11 protein-coding genes are annotated in these 20,906 nt (G+C 35.8%); 3 read left to right on the top strand and 8 right to left on the bottom strand.

Translation table 11 applies throughout. From position 1 onward, the window contains the following. Positions 1–58 precede the first annotated feature (58 nt). From BKM63_RS00055 to BKM63_RS00020, 8 genes are all read right to left on the bottom strand, one after another. Complete coding sequence (locus BKM63_RS00055) at positions 59–910, bottom strand: penicillin-binding transpeptidase domain-containing protein (protein ID WP_071634576.1); 852 nt, start codon at positions 908–910, stop codon at positions 59–61. Between the two features lie 272 nt (positions 911–1,182). Beyond that, positions 1,183–2,454, bottom strand: a complete 1,272-nt coding sequence (locus BKM63_RS00050; protein WP_071634574.1) for an acyltransferase family protein — start codon at positions 2,452–2,454, stop codon at positions 1,183–1,185. Positions 2,455–2,526: 72 nt separating this feature from the next. Further along, a complete protein-coding gene (locus BKM63_RS00045; RefSeq protein WP_071634572.1) occupies positions 2,527–5,526 on the bottom strand; it encodes a glycoside hydrolase family 3 N-terminal domain-containing protein in 3,000 nt (999 codons plus the stop codon). Between the two features lie 77 nt (positions 5,527–5,603). Next, the gene (locus BKM63_RS00040) at positions 5,604–7,112 is read right to left on the bottom strand and encodes a sodium:solute symporter (RefSeq protein ID WP_071634570.1); all 1,509 of its coding nucleotides are present in this window, start codon (positions 7,110–7,112) and stop codon (positions 5,604–5,606) included. Between the two features lie 328 nt (positions 7,113–7,440). Then, positions 7,441–8,268: an N-acetylmuramic acid 6-phosphate etherase gene (gene murQ / locus BKM63_RS00035; protein ID WP_071634568.1), complete on the bottom strand. Its 828-nt coding sequence runs from the start codon at positions 8,266–8,268 to the stop codon at positions 7,441–7,443. A gap of 102 nt (positions 8,269–8,370) precedes the next feature. Next, positions 8,371–9,570: an exo-beta-N-acetylmuramidase NamZ family protein gene (locus BKM63_RS00030; RefSeq protein WP_071634566.1), complete on the bottom strand. Its 1,200-nt coding sequence runs from the start codon at positions 9,568–9,570 to the stop codon at positions 8,371–8,373. Between the two features lie 261 nt (positions 9,571–9,831). Continuing rightward, positions 9,832–11,565: a RagB/SusD family nutrient uptake outer membrane protein gene (locus tag BKM63_RS00025; RefSeq protein ID WP_071634564.1), complete on the bottom strand. Its 1,734-nt coding sequence runs from the start codon at positions 11,563–11,565 to the stop codon at positions 9,832–9,834. A gap of 24 nt (positions 11,566–11,589) precedes the next feature. After that, complete coding sequence (locus tag BKM63_RS00020) at positions 11,590–14,877, bottom strand: SusC/RagA family TonB-linked outer membrane protein (RefSeq protein ID WP_071634562.1); 3,288 nt, start codon at positions 14,875–14,877, stop codon at positions 11,590–11,592. Between the two features lie 244 nt (positions 14,878–15,121). Between BKM63_RS00020 and BKM63_RS00015 the strand changes: the two genes are divergently transcribed. From BKM63_RS00015 to BKM63_RS00005, 3 genes are all read left to right on the top strand, one after another. Continuing rightward, the gene (locus BKM63_RS00015; protein WP_071634560.1) at positions 15,122–15,871 is read left to right on the top strand and encodes a DeoR/GlpR family DNA-binding transcription regulator; all 750 of its coding nucleotides are present in this window, start codon (positions 15,122–15,124) and stop codon (positions 15,869–15,871) included. Between the two features lie 140 nt (positions 15,872–16,011). Then, positions 16,012–17,937: a glucosamine-6-phosphate deaminase gene (nagB, locus tag BKM63_RS00010; protein ID WP_071634558.1), complete on the top strand. Its 1,926-nt coding sequence runs from the start codon at positions 16,012–16,014 to the stop codon at positions 17,935–17,937. A gap of 300 nt (positions 17,938–18,237) precedes the next feature. Further along, on the top strand, positions 18,238–20,906 hold a 2,669-nt coding region (locus BKM63_RS00005), incomplete at its 3' end, for an FAD-binding and (Fe-S)-binding domain-containing protein (RefSeq protein WP_071634556.1).

The following is a 20,906-nucleotide window of genomic DNA, read 5'->3' as shown; positions in this document are numbered from 1 at the left end:
ATGAATAACGATTAAAAAATTAGTGAAAATTCGTGTAATTCGTGGCTAAAAAAACTTTTCAATTCATAATCCCTAAATTCCTAAAAACAGATTTTGTAATTTCCTTTCGGCAATTTCCAAAATCAGATCTATTCGCTTTTCGGTCTTGTAAAAGGCGTGTGGCAAAAAAATAAGCGCCGTTTTTATTTTCGATATAACCAACCCACCAGCCGGTATTGATTTCGTCTGCTCGTGTCCAGCCCGTTTTAGAGTGAATTGTGTAATCCATATTTTGTTCGGTTATCATGACTCTTTTTACGATTTCGATGTTTCGTTTTGAAAATGGAAGTTTTTCTTCGTACAATTTTTTCAAAAATTCAACCTGATTAACCGGAGAAATTCCGAAAGCACCAAAATTCCAGAAATCAGCCTCTTTTTGCGAGAGATTGCCATTTCCATAATGGCAGAGCTTGAGGTATTTTTGGTAATGCTGCTTTCCAATTTTCTTAGCTAATTCTATAAATGCCCAGCCAGCCGAAACTTCAAAAGCTTCTTTTACCGTTATATCGTGATAAATATCCGGTCGGTTATCGTATTTGAGCGTATCAATGCTTCCCGGCCATTTTACAATATCATTTTCACTCGAAATGGTTTTGGTTTCTAAGGCAATAAGTAAATTAATAATTTTAAAGGTTGAAGCAGGAAGTGTTTCTTTTCGGGAATTTATCGTGTCAGATAAAATCCATTTATGGTTATTGTTATCATAAATGGCAATCGCTCCTTCAGCATTACAATTGTCAAAATATTTTTTGAAATCAGGACGTATTTCAACAGTATCAATACTTGACAAAGAATTAATTTTTCTATTGTTTGACGAACAAGAAAAGAGAAATACGATAAATAGAAAGCCGAGAAAATGTTTCAATTTCATGATAATCTTTGTTAATGGGAGATGCACTGTGGTGAGTCAACGCAACGTTGATCTTATTTGCCACGAATTACACGAATTTCCACGAATTAAAAAGTTACTATGCATAACGATTAAAAAATTAGTGAAAATTCGTGTAATTCGTGGCAAAAAAAAAGAGTTTTAATTAAAAATTTTCACCGTTCATTCACGAACTAGAATATTCAATAAGCATAACTAACAAAATAAATATTCCTGAACATTCGTGAATGAACGGCGAAAAAAAACACAAAAAACTAAACCTTAAAAATCAATTTCTTTTTGTAGAAAACCCAAAGGATTATCGACCAAAAAACGGCGTATGAAAGTGCATAAGCTAATGATGCATTCAATGGATTTTCAAAACACGGAGCAATTCCATGTTTATAAATTAAGGTTTGAAAACTAATTTCTTCTCCGCCAATTTCCGGATTTTGAACTTTAATAGAACCCAAAACTCTCGGAATTATGCCCGAAAAGAAAAACACAATCATAGGGTTTACTCCCCAGATTAAAAAAAGTTTTGTCCATTTTTTATAACCCTGAATGTCGATTATATAATACAATAAGGTTAAGCATAAAGTCGCAATTCCGGCGGTATACAAAACATACGAACTGGTCCAAAGCGATTTATTGATAGGGAAGATGATATTCCAAAGCAACCCGCCGATTAATAGAACAATTCCGGCAATTGAAGCTTTCTTTAAAATTTCGGTTTTGCTTTCCTGTAAGTTTAGTAACTGACCAATATACATTCCCAAAATTCCTGTGCCAATGGCTGGTAAAGTGCTTAAAATTCCTTCCGGATCCCATGTTTTAGAAACGCTCCATAAGTGTCCGTTTAAAACTAAATTGTCTAACCATGCCGCAAGATTGGTGCCTTTGTCAAAATTAGCAGGGCCAAATCCCGGAACGGGAACAAAAGCCATTAAAAGATAGTAAATTACTAAAATTGATGCGACAACGATAAGCTGTGTTTTTAAATTTGTTTTTAGATATAGAATAGAAGTGAAGAAATAGACGATTGCAATTCGCTGTAAAACGCCTGGTATTCTGGTGTCTTCAAAATGTTCAAGGCCGCTAAATGATAACGAAAGCAGTATTATAAAAATTCCAACAGCAAGAATCGTTTTGACTTTCATTGAAAAGTTTCCTAAAAGTGCATAAGCGACTGCAAATGCAATTACCAGTCTTACGCCTAATAACGGAATTCCTTCGAGACCAAATAAATGGATTCTGCTGAAAACGCTCAAGAACAATCCTAAACAGAAAATTCGGATCGAACGAACCAAAATTTTATTAAAAACTGCCGCGTCAAAATGTTTTATAGGCATTGCAAATGGTATAGCAGTTCCCATTATAAAGACAAAAAATGGAAATACTAAATCAGTTGGCGTACAGCCGTGCCATTCGGCATGTTCTAATGGCGGATAAATAGAGGCCCAGCTTCCCGGGTTATTTACTATTGTCATTAATAAAATAGTAAATCCTCTAAACACATCCAGTGAGGTTAAACGTTCTTTTGTCATTGGGATTAGATTTTAGATTTTAGATTTTTTTTTGAAGAAGTAAAAGAAGAAAGAGGCAAGACTTCGTCTAGATTATTTTATTATGGCTTCTTGGATTATTTTTTGAATTTCTTCTCTGATTTTTCCTTTGGCTAATTTATTCTCGTCATTCACAACTTCGGGATAGGTTCTGTTAGATAAAAAGACATACACAATTTCGGTCTCCGGGTCAACCCAGGCCATGTTTCCAGTAAATCCGGTATGACCAAAACTGGATTCAGAAACACAGCCGCAAGTTGGACCGTCTTTGCCAATTCTTTTATCGAAGCCTAAGCCTCTTAAAACACCTTTGTCTTTGTAATAACAAGTATTAAAGGCATCAAAAGTCTGCTCAGAGAAATATTGTGTATTGCCGTAATTTCCTTTTTGTAAAAATAGCTGCATCATTTTGGCAACATCCATTGCATTAGAAAAAATTCCGGCATGACCTGCAACACCGCCTTCCATGGCTGCCGCCATATCATGAACGTAACCCTGAATAGGCTGATGTCTGAAATAATTGTCAATTTCAGTAGGAGCAATGTTGTTTTTTTCAAATTTATCTAACGGATTGTAAAGCGTATTAGTCATCCCAAGAGTGCTGTAGAAATTGTCACGGCTTAAATCTTCCAGTTTTTTATGGGTTTTTCTTTCCAGATATTCTTTTAAAATAATAAAAGTAAAATCACTGTATTTGTATTCAATTTTAGGCGATACAGGACTTTCTGCAATGATTTTCATGATCGTGTCGTGATAATCATTTCGAATATAAAGATTGTCGGCTACTTTAGTTGTAAAACCCGTTTCGGCTATTTTTCGATAGTATTTTTCAGAAGGCTGATTGTTGCTGTCTAAAGTCGCTTTATAAAATGGAATCCAGGCCTGAAGTCCTGCATAATGCGATAGCAAATCTTTGAAAATGATATTCTCTTTATTTGTTTTTGCAAAAAGCGGTACCATGTCTTTTAATTTAGTGTCCAGTGCCACTTTATTTTTATCGTACAGCTGCATCACATTTGGCAGTGTAGAAATCATTTTTGATATCGAAGCAACATCATACAAATCGGTATTGGTAACTTTTCTGGTATTGTCATAAGTTTGATAGCCGTATGATTTCTGAAAAATAACATTCCCTTTTCGGGCGACTAAAACCTGCATTCCCGGGGCCATTTTTCCGTCAATTGCTTTTTGTGCCACAGCATCAATTTTTGATAGAATTTGAGGATTCATCCCCACATTTTCCGGTGCGGTAAAAGCCAGACGGTTTATTTTTTCGGTAGATAATCCGTCATTTACTTTGAAAAAACTATTAATAGAAACGGGTAGTTTTCCTTTTGCTCCAACAGCTCCAAAAAGTATTTCTGCCGAAACGACCTGACTAATGTCTGAATTTTGATAAGAAACCACTAAGCCTTCAATATCATCAAAATCAGAAATAGATAATAAAGAATAAGGTTTGGCAAAAACATCCAGAATTACTTTGTTGTGTTTCGCAATTTCTTTCAGCCAAAGCAGTTCGGTTAAGCTAAACTCTTGTTTCTCCCAAGGTTTATTTACTTTATGAAAGCTGATAATAACCTTGTCAAACTTTTTTAATTCCTGATTCAGACTGTCAAGATTGGTGTCTTTAACTTCTGTTATTTCTGTATATTTTTTTAAGGTCGATATAAAAGTACTATTCGTGTCATCGCCTAATTTTACGTAAGCAATTTTCTGATCCAGTTCTTTTATCGGGAGTATTTCCTTTTCATTTTTTAAAACAGTAACGGCATTTTCATACAATTGATAATGCAGCGCATCATTTTGTGAAGGATTAAGGTCAGAGTAAATATTGGCCATATCAATAGGCTTGTAGTGATTTAATCCTGCTTTGAATTTATAATGCAGTATTTTTTTAACCGAATGTGCCAAACGTTCTTCGGTTATGGTGCTGTTTGTGTAGGCTTCTTCCAGTTTTTGAACCGCAACGGGAACATTTTCGGGACAAAGTAAAATATCATTTCCGGCAAGAATTACCGCAATTTCAAGATCTCCGGGACCTTTAAAATTACTGGCTCCCTTCATGGCTAAACCATCTGTAAAAATCAAACCTTCAAAACCTAGTTCTTTTTGAAGAAGGCTGGTAACCACATTATAAGAAGCCGAAGAAGGCAGATTTGGAATTGGTTCTAAACTCGGAATATTAAGATGCCCTACCATAACGGATACTAAACCTTCATCAAACATTCGTTTGTACGGATACAATTCGACCAATTCGAGTCTTTCTTTCGAAAAATTAACCAAAGGCAAGGCATGATGAGAATCGGTTGCGGTATCGCCATGTCCGGGAAAATGTTTTCCGGTGCTGAAAACGCCCTGACTCTGCACGCCTTTCATTAAAGCAATGGCTTTGCTGGTTACGTTAACTTTGTCTTCACCAAAAGAACGGTTTCCGATAATAGGATTTTTAGGATTGGTATTAATGTCCAAAACCGGAGCAAAATTAAAATGGATTCCAATTCGCTTGTTTTCGTTGGCCATGTTTCTTCCTACTTTTTCAATTAAGTTTAAATCCTGAATCGCGCCCAAAGTCATATTCCAGGGATAACGATAAGTAGAATCTAAACGCATGGCTAATCCCCATTCGGCATCAATTCCTACGAATAAAGGCACTTTTGCTTTTGATTGATATAAGTTGGTCAATTTTGCCTGACGAACCGGTCCTCCCTGAAAAAAGATAACGCCGCCTACTTTATAATCCTGGACTAATTTGTTAACTTCATTTACATGAACAGAATCTTTATTGGAATAAGCCGAAATCATAAACAGCTGGCCTACTTTTTCTCGAAGTGACATTTTATTGTAAATACTGTCAACCCAGGCTGTTTCTTTATCAGAATCTTTAAAAAAAGTTTTTTTCTCTAATTTATTTTTAACTTCATAAGCCACTGTATCTTTTAAAGGAATGTCTTTTTTTGCATCTGTAATTGTACTGTTTTTTTTAGAAGTGGCACAATTGGTAATCAGAAAAAGGAAAGAGGCGTATAAGCTTATTTTTATGAAGAAATCTTTCATAGCATTGTTTTTTTAATCATTTGAAGGCTTACTATTTTCAGCCTTCAAATGAGTAGTCATGTTTTTTTTAAAGCAGTTTAAAAACTTATTTTTTCACTGCTTCGGGAACTAGTAAAGTATAAACCTAAATAGGTTATTAATCCGTTTAATACGATTAATTCATTATCGAAAACATATCCTGAAAATAATAGTTTCGAATTTTCATTTATCAAATAGGTAAAGAATGGAGATAATAAACAAATTAGTGGAACGAGCTTGTCATTTACATTTCGTGATTTTTGGAACAAGCCAAAAGCATACAATCCTAATAAGGGACCGTAGGTATAAGAGGCAACTTTAAATATCATTCCCACAACAGAACTGTCGTTGATGGAATTAAAAATAAGGATGATAAAGAATATTAATGCCGAAAAGCTGATGTGTACCAAATGTCTTGTTCGGACTGTATTTTTTTTATTGCTGTTTTCGGCTTTGTCCATGCCTAAAAAGTCAACGCAAAAAGAGGTTGTCAGGGCAGTTAATGCCGAATCCGTAGTGGCAAAAGTGGCGGCGATAATTCCCAATAAAAATACAATTGCAGGAACTAAAGCCAGATGATTTAGGGCAATTTCCGGGAAAAGTAAATCGGTTCTTGGTTTGCCTGTAACTAAATCTGTCGGAATGGCGATTCCGTTTTTATTGGCATAAATGTATAATAAGGCACCTACGCTCAAAAAGAAAATATTGATTACTACGAAGATTCCTGTAAACGTAAACATGTTTTTTTGCGCTTCGCCAATGTTTTTACAACTAAGGTTTTTTTGCATTAAATCCTGATCCAGACCAGTCATGGCAATAGTTACAAACATTCCGCCTAATATTTGTTTGACGAAATGGAATTTGCTTCCAAAGAAATCATCAAAGAAAAATATTTTAGAATAGTTGCTGTTTTTTACTTCTTCAAAAGCACCGATTGCACTTAAATCCATACGATCGCAGATGAAATAAATAGTAAGGAAAACCGATGTAACGAGAAAAAAAGTTTGCAAAGTATCTGTGATAATAATCGTTTTTAATCCGCCTCTATAAGTGTAAGAGAAAATAAGAAGCAAAGAGATTAAAACCGTAAAAGCAAATGGAATATGGTAGAAATCAAATACAAAACGCTGTAATACAATTACCACTAAATAAAGTCTGAATGCCGAACTTATGGTTCTGCTTATCAGGAAAATAGAAGCGGCAGTTTTGTAGCTGAAAAAGCCCATTCTTTGTTCTATATAACCGTAAATAGAAGTTAAATTCATTCTATAATACAGTGGAAGCAATAATTTTGTAATTACTATAAAACCAATAGCATTACCCAGTACAAACTGGAAATATTTGAACTGCTCGCCGCTTGGGGCGCCCACTTCGCCGGGAACCGATATAAAAGTTACACCGGAAAGAGCGGTTCCAATCATTCCAAAAGCAACTAAATACCATTTAGAATTTTTGTTGGCTGTAAAAAAAGCTTCGTTGCCGCTGTCTTTTCTGCTCACTCGGTGTGAGATATAGAATAATGTCCCGAAATAAACGATAATTAGTAAAAGGATGGTGCTTGGTGTCATTTTATAGCTTTGGTGGTTTGGTTATTATTTTGTGGATTAAACCTGACAGTCCCGAATTTTCAGGATAAAAACCAGTCAGGCGTCCGATGAATTTCAATAATTATAGATTGATTTGATTACTATAAATCTATAAAAACGCGTTGGATTAATTCATAAAAAAATCATTTAACACATAGAAACATAGGTTTTATGTATGTAAAAGAATTTAAAAAGAAACATGTTTCTAACACATAGCTCTCTGTTTGTTTACATAAGTGAAACGCATTTTTTTACAGGTATTTACATCTATGTTTATGTGTTTAATTAAAGGCAGCGCTTATAAAAATTTTTAGATTTCCTGATTTTTATTTTGAGCCAGTAAAACTGCTCTTACGCTTTTATGTTTATGTAGTAATTCTTCGGCTGCATCATACTCAATTCCAAGTTCTTCCATAATCATTTTAATGCCGCGTTTTACCAGTTTTTCGTTAGACAGCTGCATATCGACCATTTTATTGCCTTTTACTTTACCCAGTTTAATCATTACCGAAGTAGAGATCATGTTTAAAGTTAGTTTTTGGGCAGTTCCTGCTTTCATTCTGGTACTTCCGGTTAAGAATTCAGGGCCAACAATTAATTCAATAGGATGATCTGCTTCCTGGGCAATAAGTCCGTTGCTGATGCAGGAAATACTTCCTGTTTTGATGTTGTGTTCTTTCGCTTTTTTCAAAGCCCCTAAAACATAAGGCGTGTTTCCCGAAGCAGCGATTCCGATAATAAAATCTAAACTAGAAATTTCAAATTTTGCTAAGTCTTTCCATGCTTGTTCGGTGTCATCTTCAGCATTTTCAACTGCTTTTCTAATGGCAGTATCTCCTCCAGCGATAATTCCGATAATCATATCGTGCGGTACACCAAAAGTAGGCGGACATTCTGAAGCATCCAGAATTCCAATTCGTCCCGAAGTTCCGGCACCAATATAAAATAATCGGCCGCCCAGCTGCATCTTTTTTACAATTGCCTTAACCAGTTTTTCAATTTTAGGAATCTGTTCTTCTATAATATGTGGTACTTTTTTGTCTTCTGTATTAATGTTGGTAAGAAGTTCTTTCACGCTCATTTGATCCAAGTCTTTGTACAAAGATTCTTGTTCAGTTTCAGGATTTTTATTTTTCATTTTTCTTTTTTTTTGATTTTTGAAACCAAAATTATTTCGAATAACCGGTTTCGATATTTTGTAATTAAGTTGGTTTTATTTTTTAGAAGTAAAAAAAGATACTTAATAAATTAAATACGCTTTTCTCATTTTTTTGAAGGTTTCTAAATCCTTCTGCCAGCTCTTTCTTATTTCATTTTCTGAAATTCCGCTTTCAATTTGCTGTTGTAATTTTTTAGTTCCGGCAAGCTTGGTGAAAAAAGCATTAAAGAATTTCGTTTTATCGCTTGTATTTTGATAGGCTTTTATGAGCCATTTTAATTCTAATTGGGTAAGTTTAGGATAAGAGGTTAAATCTTCTCCAAAACATTCTTTTCCGTTATAAAGCGGATCTTTGGCTCCAAAATTTGGTCTTGGGATAAAAGTAAAATTGGTTTTCGTTAAATAAGGAGAACCATAAATTTGAAATTGTTTTTCGGTTCCGCGTCCCATACTTACGTTTGTTCCTTCAAAAAGACATAAACTGGCGTACAGGTTAATCGATTGATCATTAGGTAAATTTGGAGATGGTTTTGCCAATAAACTGTATGGCATATCTCGCTTATAATCTACACAAGGGATAACAGTTAATTTGCATTGAACCGCATTTTTCAACCATTTTTCACCATTGATCATTTTTGAATATTCCCCAATGGTCATACCGTGAAGTAACGGAATAGGGTGCATGCCCACGAAACTGGTAAATTCTTTTTCCAAGAGAGGTCCGTCTACGATACTTCCATTTGGGTTTGGTCTGTCCAGAACAATAAGCGGGATTCCGTTTTCTGCACAAGCTTCCATTACATAATGCAAAGAAGAAATGTAAGTGTAAAAACGTGCGCCAACATCCTGTAAATCGAATATCATAACCTCGATTCCGGCTAATTGTGCTGCTTTTGGTTTTTTATTGTCTCCATAAAGAGAGATGATTGGTAATCCTGTTTTAGGATCTTTTCCGTCCACAACATGTTCTCCTGCATCGGCAGTTCCTCTAAATCCGTGTTCGGGAGCAAAAATAGTCTGCAGGGCAACTTTTTTTTCTAATAAAAAATCTACCAAATGTTTTTTATCAGATAAAATTCCGGTTTGATTGGTAACGATTCCTACTTTTTTATCTTTTAACATAGGAAGGTATTTTTCAAAATTATCGGCTCCTGTTTTAATTGTGGGAGGATTTATTTCGGATGTGTTGTTTTTTGTAACCGCCGAAAAAGAATTTGAATAAGAAGTTGTAAAAATGAAAGAAGTTACAATAAGAACACTTTTTGCTATGAATTTTATCATTTTATGTACAGTTAATAGTTAAGGCAAAAATGGACTAATAAAATTAGGTTATTATTTGATTGCTATTTGATGTTTTTTTTGATTGTTGTAGTGGGTATTGTAGAAATGGGCACCTGAGTTTTTTTTCAGATTTGGATTTTATTTTGTCGCTTTTTTGATTGTTACTTGATGATAAAAAGCTTTTAAAATACTGCCTCCGAAAAATATATCAGAGGCAGTTTTGTTATTGGAGGGGCAATTTATTTTTTTATGAATTTCGAATTACCAGCCAGGGTTTTGTTTTAATTCTACACCTTGTGCTTTGTATAAATCGATATCATTAGTAGGAATGTTCATTAAATAATGCTTTGGCTCAAAAGTTCTGGTGCTTGCCGGATAAATTTTTACATATCCGTTAGCATCTACTACTGTTTGTGTTCCAACAGGCGTTCCAATTCTTGCTCCAAGATTTACATCAGGATTTTTATTGGTATCCAGGTAATCTCCTTTTTTCCAACGGTAAATATCCGCTTGTCTTAAAGTTGTCCAGCTCATGAATTCGATTTGGCGCTCGCGGCGTACTTCCCATATTAACGGGTTAACTACACCTGTAAGCTGTTCTAAAGCCGAAGTTCTTCTTGGGTCGTTAATTTGTACACCTCCTGCAGAAGCCGTAACACCGTCAGTAGTTAGAGGAGCAATTCCGGCACGAATACGTACTTTGTTAATTGAAATATCAAGATCATTATTTGTCGCATTTCCTAATTCAGCACAAGCTTCGGCATAATTTAAATATACTTCGCTTAATGTAAATAATGGTGCATCGGTATAATTACGTCCGCCAGTTGTAACATCAGGACCAGTTGTAGCCGGGTTGTTGTACAATTCAAATACATATCCTGACATCGATACTAAAGCTGTTGTACCAAAAGGTTTTCCTTTATAGCCATAATTTGCAGGGTTTACCGTTTTACCAAAACGCGGATCTCTGTTTGCAAAAGTCTTTGTAACATTATCATCACCCGTAAATTGAGCATTTCCCGCTTGTTGAATTGGTAGTCCATTGGTTGTTACATAACTGTCTGCAGCCCATTTTGTTAAACCATACTGAATAGTTGACGTATTGGTATAGTTTTGAAGTGAATGCATGATTACGTTTGTTAAATAACGTTTTGCCAAAATAACTTCGGTATTGCCAAGTAATTCAACTGAATTGTAAAGCCCTTTCCAATCCGCGTTTAATTTATAACTTGGATTATTCATGATAGCCAATGAAGCTGTTTTTGCTTTGTTTAAGTAAGCACTTCCATCTTGTCCTAAATGGTATTTTCTGTACGTTCCTTCATAAAGACAAGCGTTGCTTAAAGCAGCATAAGCAGTGTATTTGTTTACAGTAACGTTTTTATCATCAGCCACAAGCATTAAGTTTGCTGCTTCTTCTAATTCGGCAATTACTTTGTCTATTACTTGAGCTCTTGGCATTGCAGGAGCATAAACTTCAGGATCTCCCTGAGCTAAAAATTTATCTGTATAAGGAACGTCTCCAAATTTTTGCACCAAACGGAAATAAGTGTAAGCTCTAAAGAATTTAGCAACCCCAGTGTAGTGGTTCTTTTTTTCCTGAGACATAGGAACACTTGGTATTTTATCCAGCATCAAGTTACAACGACGGATAAGTGTATAATATTCGTTCCATGAATATACATTTGTCGTAGCCGCTGTAATTGGCATTTGATAAAAAGTAAAAGCCGATAAGTTGTCGTCTACTCTGTAATCACTTCCATGGTAGTAGAAAAAAGAAAGACCAATAGTGGTTCCGTTTCCATAACCGTAAAAAGTATCGTAATTAAGCCATGAAAAAGTTTTTACGTTATCTTCTGACTGCCAAAAGTTCTCGTTTGTAAATTTATCTGCAGGATCATCTGTTAGATAATCTGAACAGCTTACTGCGGTCATTGATGTTGCAGCAACAGCAAATAGAAGCAGAAATCTTGATTTTATATATGATTTTTTCATTTTAAAAGTTTTGTATTGTTAGGATTAGAAAGAAAGCTCAACACCAAAAGACATTGTTTTGGTATAAGGATAAGCTCTTCCCCAGAAAACTTCTGTCTCGTCAATTTCAGGATCCACAGGAAGACGTTTGTCTGCCCAGGTTACCAGGTTTTCACCAGAAGCATAAATTCTGACTTTCTCTAAACGGGCTCTTTTTACAAGCTCTTTTGGAAGTGAATATCCAAGCGTAACATTTTTTAGACGGAAATAAGACATGTCTAATAAATATCTTGTTGATGTAACAAAGTTGTTTGAACCTGAAGTACCTGCGCCAAGAGTATTGGCTTCGTTTCCGTAATATGGGTTTGGCCAGTAAGCCTGAGTATTTGTCTCTGTCCAGTAATCAGCCTGGTTTTCATACATTTGCTGAGGCGCACGATAGAAAGGCAATACCGCATCTGAAGCCGCCCAGTAATCGCGTTTACCAACTCCCTGGAAGAAACCTGAAATATCAAATCCGCGGTATTTTCCACCTAATGTTATACCGTATTTGTAACGAGGAGTTGAATTACCAATTTTTTTCAAATCTCCATGATCGTCAGCAGTTCCTGCACCACGAGTTATAGCTCCGTCTCCGTCAACATCCACATAATGAACATCTCCTGCTCCGTATTTAAAGTTACCAACCATTGTTTTAGAGTAATCAACACCATTTACCGTTTTTCCATTATTAGTGATTACGTCATCAGATTGAAGAAGTCTGTCGCTTGTTAAACCCCAGATCTGCCCAATTTCATAACCATCATAGTAAGGATATGTAGTAGGAGTAACTAAACCTAGTAATTTAGAAGTATTGTTCCATTTGGTGATTACAGATTTGTAATCAGATAATGCTACATCAACAAATACCGAAGCCGTTTCGCTTAATTGTTTGTTGAAATTCAAAGACAATTCCCAGCCTCTTGTTCTCATGTTTCCAGAGTTGGTTTGTGCCGCACTTTGACCAAATGAACCCGGAAGCGTTATACCGGGAGCCAGCATTCCTTTTGTGTCGCGTTGATACCAGTCAAAAGAAGCACCTAACATGTCAAATATTTTAATATCGATACCTACATCTTTAGTATATACTTTTTCCCAAGTTAAGGCAGGGTCAACGTTTGTTGGTAATCCTGTAGAAGGCGGCAGTGTAGAACCGCTGTTTACCCATGAAGGATTTGCTGAATTTAATATCGATAAGAACGCGTTGTTTCCTACGTTTTGGTTTCCAATTGATCCAATAGAAGCACGAAGTTTAAGGTCATTTAACCAGCCGCGTGTGCTTTCCATGAATTTTTCATTCACAATTTTATATCCTACAGAAGCAGAAGGGAAGAATCCCCATTGTTCGTTTGTAGGGAATTTTGAAGAACCATCGTAACGAGCATTTAATTCTAATAAATAAATTCCGTTATAATCATAATTTAAACGAGCAAAGAAACCTGCAATTGAATACGTTGTTTCTGCCGGATTAAGAGAAGTATTTGCAGAGCCCGAAACAAATTGTTCTCCTACTGCAAGGTTAAACTCTGGTTTTGATTTGTCTAAAAGTGTATTTCTTCTCGCATAATTACGAGAGAAATCCTGCCACTCTGAGTTAAAACCTCCTAATACTTTGAAGTTGTGGCCTCCTAATTGTTTTTTGTAGTTACCATAAATGTTTACAACATTTGTAGTTGACTCAGATTTTGACTGCGCTACATAATCGTTTCCTGCTTCAAGAGTGGCTGGTGTAGCCGTTTGAATTGTGGTTGCATCATAAGGCATAGCCGACCAGCTGTCCCAAGCAAGGAATTTACCACCGTTTTGTTTTCGGTTATAAAATTCAGTTACGTTGCTTACTTCAGCGATAATGTTGAAATCTTTTGTAATATCTGCTGTAAGTTTTGCACTCAGCCTGTTATTACGTTTGATGTTTTCGTTTCTTGATGCATTTGAGATATATCCTCCCGCAGTACGGAAATTATATCCTCTGTACGTTCCAAAGTTTGGAAAATACTGCCCCCAGCGAAGCGCATAACCAAAGTAACCACCATAGCTGGTATCATCTGTACCAGAACCGCCATAGTAATTAAACGGCTGATCGTAAGAGCTGTTAATAGTCATTACTTTGAAGTCTCCAGTAAGCCAGTCAGCTAATTTTGTAGTGAAACCTAAGTTAATGTTTGTTCTTTGTCTTTGTTCCTGATTAACTCTTAACATACCCTCTTGGTTAGTAAGGGCAATAGAAGCGAAGAAAGAACTTTTTTCTCCTAAGTTACCTTGTGCAGATAAGTTGTGCGTTGTCTGCAGTGCGTTGCTTGCATACAATTCTTTATTAGCATCCCAAACTCTGTAGAAATAAGGTGTACCGTTTTTAATCTCCCAGTCTTCACCATAAACCATTTCACGGCTGGTACGATTATTTGCATATTTTTCTTTCCAGTTTTTAATTCCGGCCAGTAAAGTATTGTAGTTTGCACCAAAGATCTCTGGCACAGCACCATCAGTACGAGTACCTGCAGCAATTAATCCCGGAATTTCTACTGTTGGATCTAAGAATTTTAAAGTAGAAATTGGATTTGTAAAAGCGGTATTAGCAGAATAAGAGAATCTCACTTTTCCTTCACCTGATTTTCCTCCTTTAGTAGTAATCAAAACTACCCCAAAAGCGGCACGAGCTCCATAAATAGAAGCTGAAGCTGCGTCTTTCAGTACAGACATCGTTGCGATATCATTTGGATTAATAAGCGATAAATCTGTTGGTACTCCGTCAACTAATATTAAAGGAGCGTCTGAACCATTAATTGTACCAGCTCCACGTATATTAATGTTAGCGGCACGGTTAATATTTCCTGAGTTAAAACTAACATTTACCCCCGGTGTTGTTCCTTGTAAAGCTTTGCTCACATCTGTCAGCGGTCTGCTTCCAATTGTTTTAGCTACATCGATTGAGGCAACAGCTCCGGTTAAATTTGTTTTCTTTTGAGAAGAGAATCCTACTACAACTACTTCATCAAGTTTTGAAGTACTTTCAGAAAGATCAACGTTAATTTTTTGTTGTCCTTCCACTTTTACTAATCTGGTTTCAAAGCCCATGTAGCTGAAACTTAATGTTTGTCCTGCTGATACAGAAATGCTGTAATTTCCGTCAAAATCAGTTGTGCTTCCGTTTGAGGTTCCCTGAATAAGAACACTGACTCCAGGTATCGGAATCCCGTCTGCTTTGTTTTTGACAGTTCCAGTAATTGTTTTTGTTTGCCCAAATGTTGCTTGAATGAACAAAACCAACAATGAAATAAGAAATAATTTTTTCATGATTATTTGGTTTTTTTAATGGTTGTTGAGCAAATATATTTATTTATTGCATATAAATGCAGTTTTTTGAACTTTTTTTCTAAAATTGACTAAAATAACGCAAAACAACGCAAATTTTACATGTAAATTCTTTCCTGTTTTATTTTTGAGTCTAAAAAACGCAAACTATTGCACTTTCTTACAAATGCGCAATTTTCAATTGAATTATTTGATATATTTGTGCTGAATTTTAACTTTTTAAAAAATGCTGAAAGCCGAAAGACATAAATATATAATGACTAAGCTTGTTGAAGAACAGAAGGTTGTCACAACAGATTTAGCTTTGGCTCTGGATTTGTCAGAAGATACAATTAGAAGGGATTTAAACGAACTGGATAGTAAGAAACTGCTGGAGAAGGTGTATGGCGGGGCAGTTCAGGTTAAAGAAAAATCTGCAGATGTTTTTGATATCCATATTTCCGGCGAAGAAGAAAAGAAAGCAATCGCAACAAAAGCATTGTCTTTATTGCATGATGACCAAGTTATTATAATGAGCGGAGGAAGTACAAATTTGGTTTTTGCAAAATTAATTCCGTCTCATTTAAAAGCTACTATTTATACTTACAGCCTTCCAATAGCAATGCAACTGTCCCAGCACCCAAATATTGATTTAATATTTATTGGAGGGAAAATGCAAAAAAACGCAATGGTAACAATTGGTATGGACGTGATTCAGGTTGTGTCTAAAATTAAAGCTGATATTTGCTTTATTGGTGCCAGCAGTATTAATATAAAACAAGGCTTAACGGAGATTGGATATGAAATCTCGATTGTTAAAAAAGCCATGATAGAAGCTTCTGATAGGGTTGTGTCTATGTTTTCTGCGGATAAATTAAATACCAAAATGCCGCATGTTGTCTGTGATTTGAATCAGCTCGATACGATTGTAACCAATTTAGATCCGGAAGATGCCAGACTGGAAGAATACCGCAAATCAGGTGTCTTTATATTATAAATTTAAAAAGTAAGTCAAACTTTTCTGCGTTTTTTTGCGTTATTTGAATTTAATTTTGTTAAATAACGCAAAATAATGTATTTGTTTTGTTTTTTGTATATATATTTGTTAAAACTAATTTTAACTACAATCAATATATTATGAAAACCACTACTTCTTTAGCTTACGACATACCCGGAAAATTTGAAGAAACACGATTCGAAAAAAATCATAATGTGATCTTTGAGAATTCTGCAGAAGCTTCAAAAAATGTCGCTCAAGAAATAGCTGAATTAATACTTTCCAAACAAGCCGCTAACGAATCCTGTGTACTGGGTCTTGCTACAGGATCTTCTCCTATAAAAGTATATGAAGAATTAGTTCGAATGCATAAAGATGGGCTGAGCTTTAGCAATGTAATCACTTTTAACCTGGATGAATATTATCCAATGACTAAAGAGAGCCGACAAAGTTACCATTACTTCATGCATCAGCATCTTTTTAATCATATTGATATTAAGCCCGAAAATGTAAATATTCCCGACGGAACAATTGATTTAGATCAGTTGAACCAATACTGCATTGATTATGAAATGAAAATTAAAAATGCCGGAGGGCTTGATTTTCAACTGCTGGGAATTGGTCGTACAGGTCACGTTGGTTTCAACGAACCGGGATCACACATCAATTCAGGAACACGAATTATTACACTGGATCATATTACTAGAGTAGATGCCTCATCTGATTTTAACGGTATTGACAACGTTCCGAAAAGAGCGATTACCATGGGGGTTTCTACCATTATGCGATCTAAAAGAATCGTTTTGATGGCATGGGGACAAAACAAAGCCGATATCATCAAAAGAACCATTCAGGGTGAAGTAAGTTCAGAAGTTCCGGCAACTTTTTTGCAAAACCATCCAAACGCCACTTTCGTTCTGGATCAGTCTGCTGCATCAGAATTGACGCGTTTTAAAACGCCTTGGCTGGTTGGAGAATGCATCTGGACACAAGAATTAAAAAGCAAAGCTATTGTTTGGCTGTGCCAGAAAACAAACCAGTCTATTTTAAAACTAACAGACCGTGACTACAACAACAACGGAATGTCTGATTTATTAGCATTGGAAGGTTCTGCTTACGATTTGAATATTAATATGTTCAATATTCTTCAGCACACCATTACAGGCTGGCCTGGCGGAAAACCAAACACCGACGATTCTCATCGTCCGGAAAGAGCCAATCCTGCCAAAAAACGAGTGATCCTTTTCAGTCCGCATCCGGATGATGACGTGATTTCGATGGGGGGAACTTTTTCAAAATTGATAAAACAAGGACATGATGTACACGTAGTATATCAAACCTCTGGAAATATTGCCGTTACAGATGATGAAGCCTTGAAATTTGCTGAAGTATGCAACGATTTCACGGGCGGAAATCTTCCAAAAGATATCAACTTCAAATCGGTTATTGAGTTTTTAAACAACAAATCAGAAAATCAGATTGATTCTCTTGAGGTTAGAAAGTTAAAAGGATTAATCAGAAGAAGAGAATCTTATGCAGCAACAAGATACATCGGCTTAAAAGATGAAAATACACACTTTTTGGATCTTCCTTTTTACGAAACAGGACAGGTAAAAAAGAATCCGTTAGGGGCTGAAGATATTGCCATTGTAAAAGAAATCATTGCCAGAATAAAACCGCATCAGGTATTTGCAGCCGGAGATTTAGCAGACCCGCATGGAACACATGAAGTTTGTCTGAATGCGATTTTTGCAGCCATGAAAGAATTAAAACCTGAAAAATATATGGACGACTGCTGGCTGTGGCTTTACAGAGGCGCATGGCACGAATGGGATATCCATGAAATTGATATGGCTGTACCGCTTTCTCCATCAGAAGTATTGCTGAAACGCCACGCTATTTTATACCATCAATCTCAAAAAGACAGAGTTATGTTTCAGGGGAATGACTCCAGAGAATTCTGGGTTAGAGCCGAAGATCGTAACAAAAATACCGCAGTTCTTTATGACGAACTAGGATTGGCAGAATACGAAGCTATTGAAGCTTTTAAACGTTTTGATTATTAGTAATTTCTGAAAAGTTAATCTTTTCGGTGATAAACCTGACGGGTTTTCAAAACCCGTCAGGTGTAATTAATAAAAAAATTGATTTAACACATAGAAACATAGTTTTGATTGTGTGTAAAAGAATATAAAAAGAAACATGTTTCTAACACATAGCTCTCTATGTTTGTTTTAAATAAGTGAAACGCCTTTTTTAAAAAGGTTAAATCTATGTTTCTATGTGTTGAATTAATTATATCTAATGGTTAACACAATCAAAATAGAATTTTAAAATTACCAACCAAAAGCAATACAACAAAATAAATGCCCGATTCTCTTCAATTACAACAACTATCTGATTCCTTAGAAGGAACTCTTTTTTATGATGAACTTCATAAAAAGCTGTATGCTACAGATGCTTCGGCCTACAGAATTATGCCGAAAGCTGTTGCAATTCCTAAAACCGAAGATGATATTGTAAAAATCATTCGCTTTGCTTCAGAAAATAATATTTCAATAACACCAAGAACGGCAGGAACTTCTTTGGCGGGTCAAACTGTTGGAAACGGAATAATTGTAGACGTTTCGAAACATTTTACCAAAATTGTTTCTTTTGATGCCGAAAAGAAAACGATAACAGTGCAACCCGGGGTAATTCGGGATGAACTGAATTTATTTTTAAAGCCGCACGGTTTGTTTTTCAGCCCGACAACTTCTACCACAAATCGATGTATGATTGGCGGTATGGTGGGCAATAATTCATCAGGAACAACTTCAATTCGCTATGGTGTTACACGAGATAAAATTGTCGAGATAAAAGCCGTTTTGAGTGACGGAAGTACGGCGGTATTTAAAGATTTAACTTCTGCAGCATTTATAGAGAAGACAAAAGGGGATTCTTTAGAAAGTAAAATTTACAAAACGATTTACGAGGAACTTTCGAATAAAGAAAATCAGGAAGAAATCAAAAGGGAATTTCCAAAGCCCGAAATTCACAGACGAAATACAGGTTATGCGATTGATGCATTACTAAAATCAGAACTGTTTTCGGGAACTGAAGATACAATCAATTTAGGGAAATTACTTTGCGGAAGCGAAGGAACTCTGGCGTTTACAACCGAAATAACTTTGAAAGCAGACGATTTGCCGCCCACAAACAATATTATGGTTGTGGCACATTTTCATACCATTCAGGAAAGTTTAGAAGCGGTGGTTACGGCAATGAAACATCATTTGTACACCTGCGAAATGATGGATGATACGATACTAGATTGTACCAAAACTAATAGAGAACAGGCTAAAAACCGATTTTTTATCGTGGGAGAACCTAAAGCAGTAATTATGCTTGAAGTAGGATCGCATATTAGTATGGAAGATGCCGAATTACAGGCCGATGCTTTGATTAAGGAGTTGCAGGATAATAATTTTGGATATGCACTGCCTAAAATTTACGGAACTGATATTGATAAAGTAAACGAGGTTCGAAAAGCAGGTTTAGGACTTTTAGGAAGTATTGTTGGCGATGACAAAGCAGCCGATTCTATTGAAGATACCGCAGTTGAACTCAGCGATCTGCCCAATTATATTGCCGATTTTGCGGCCATGATGGAAAGGCATGGCCAAAGTGCGATTTATTATGCACATGCCGGAGCGGGAGAATTACACTTACGTCCGAAGATAAATTTAAAAACAAAAGAAGGATTACACCAGTTTAGAAATATTTCCACGGAAGTGGCTCACTTGGTGAAAAGATACAGAGGTTCACTAAGTGGTGAACATGGCGACGGTATTTTAAGAGGAGAGTTTCTGCCTTTTATGATTGGCGATAAAAATTATGAATTGCTGAAACGAATAAAAAAGGCATTTGATCCAAATACCATTTTAAACGTTGGAAAAATTGTAAATGCTTCTAAAATGGATGAAAATCTTCGTTTTGAAGCAGGGAGAATAGAGCCCAATATTAAAACCATTCAGGACTTTTCAGACAGCATGGGAATTTTACGCGCCGCTGAAAAATGCAATGGTTCAGGCGATTGTAGAAAAATGCCTTCGGCGGGAGGAACTTTGTGTCCGAGTTACCGCGCCACCCGAAACGAAAAAGATACGACTCGCGCCAGAGCTAATGCGCTGAGAGAATATCTGACAAATTCTGAAAAAGACAATAAATTCGATCACGAAGAATTGTATAAAGTGTTTGAATTGTGCGTAAGCTGTAAAGCCTGTGCAAGTGAATGCCCAAGTAATGTAGATGTAGCAACTTTAAAAGCCGAATTTTTATATCAATATCAAAAAGCAAATGGATTTTCTGTTCGTAATAAAATATTTGCTTTCAATTCCAAATTAAATAAGTTAGGAAGTATTGCGCCATCGATGACCAATTTTGTTTCTAATTTGTCTTTGGTGAAAAAAAGCATGGGAATTGCACCTCAAAGACAAGTGCCTTTATTGGCGCCAAAGACTTTTAAAAAATGGTACGAAAAGAATAGAAAATCAGCGGAGACCAATTCTTTTAAAAACGGAAAAGTATATCTTTTTTGCGATGAGTTTACGAATTATTATGATGTTTCTGTCGGAATTGATGCTTACGAATTATTGACCGGATTGGGTTATGAAGTCATAATTACGGACCATGAAGAAAGCGGAAGAGCATTTATATCAAAAGGTTTTCTGGAAGAAGCACAAGAAATCGCCAATAAAAATGTCGCCGTTTTTAAAGATTTAATTTCTGAAGAAACCCCTTTAATCGGAATAGAACCATCGGCAATATTGACTTTTAGAGACGAATATATTCGGCTGGCAAAAGACAAAGAAAGTGCTGAAGCACTATCAAAAAATACTTTTACGGTTGAAGAATTCTTTAAAAGAGAAATTACAAAAGGGAAAATTCATTCCGGACAATTTTCAGATGTTGAGAAAACAATAAAGATTCACGGACATTGTCATCAAAAATCATTAAGCACGGTTGAAGCATCTTTTGCAATGCTGAATTTACC

It is taken from the genome of Flavobacterium johnsoniae, from assembly GCF_001879205.1.
Taxonomy (GTDB): domain Bacteria; phylum Bacteroidota; class Bacteroidia; order Flavobacteriales; family Flavobacteriaceae; genus Flavobacterium; species Flavobacterium johnsoniae_A.
Note: the sequence above shows the minus strand (reverse complement) of the source record. Positions and strands in the feature narration are given on the sequence as shown.

Excerpts from the sequence above, each read along its gene's own strand:
- BKM63_RS00055 (WP_071634576.1), bottom strand. The coding sequence starts at position 910 with ATGAAATTGAAACATTTTCTCGGCTTTCTATTTATCGTATTTCTCTTT.
- BKM63_RS00050 (WP_071634574.1), bottom strand. The coding sequence starts at position 2,454 with ATGACAAAAGAACGTTTAACCTCACTGGATGTGTTTAGAGGATTTACT.
- BKM63_RS00045 (WP_071634572.1), bottom strand. The coding sequence starts at position 5,526 with ATGAAAGATTTCTTCATAAAAATAAGCTTATACGCCTCTTTCCTTTTT.
- BKM63_RS00040 (WP_071634570.1), bottom strand. The coding sequence starts at position 7,112 with ATGACACCAAGCACCATCCTTTTACTAATTATCGTTTATTTCGGGACA.
- murQ (WP_071634568.1), bottom strand. The coding sequence starts at position 8,268 with ATGAAAAATAAAAATCCTGAAACTGAACAAGAATCTTTGTACAAAGAC.
- BKM63_RS00030 (WP_071634566.1), bottom strand. The coding sequence starts at position 9,570 with ATGATAAAATTCATAGCAAAAAGTGTTCTTATTGTAACTTCTTTCATT.
- BKM63_RS00025 (WP_071634564.1), bottom strand. The coding sequence starts at position 11,565 with ATGAAAAAATCATATATAAAATCAAGATTTCTGCTTCTATTTGCTGTT.
- BKM63_RS00020 (WP_071634562.1), bottom strand. The coding sequence starts at position 14,877 with ATGAAAAAATTATTTCTTATTTCATTGTTGGTTTTGTTCATTCAAGCA.
- BKM63_RS00015 (WP_071634560.1), top strand. The coding sequence starts at position 15,122 with ATGCTGAAAGCCGAAAGACATAAATATATAATGACTAAGCTTGTTGAA.
- nagB (WP_071634558.1), top strand. The coding sequence starts at position 16,012 with ATGAAAACCACTACTTCTTTAGCTTACGACATACCCGGAAAATTTGAA.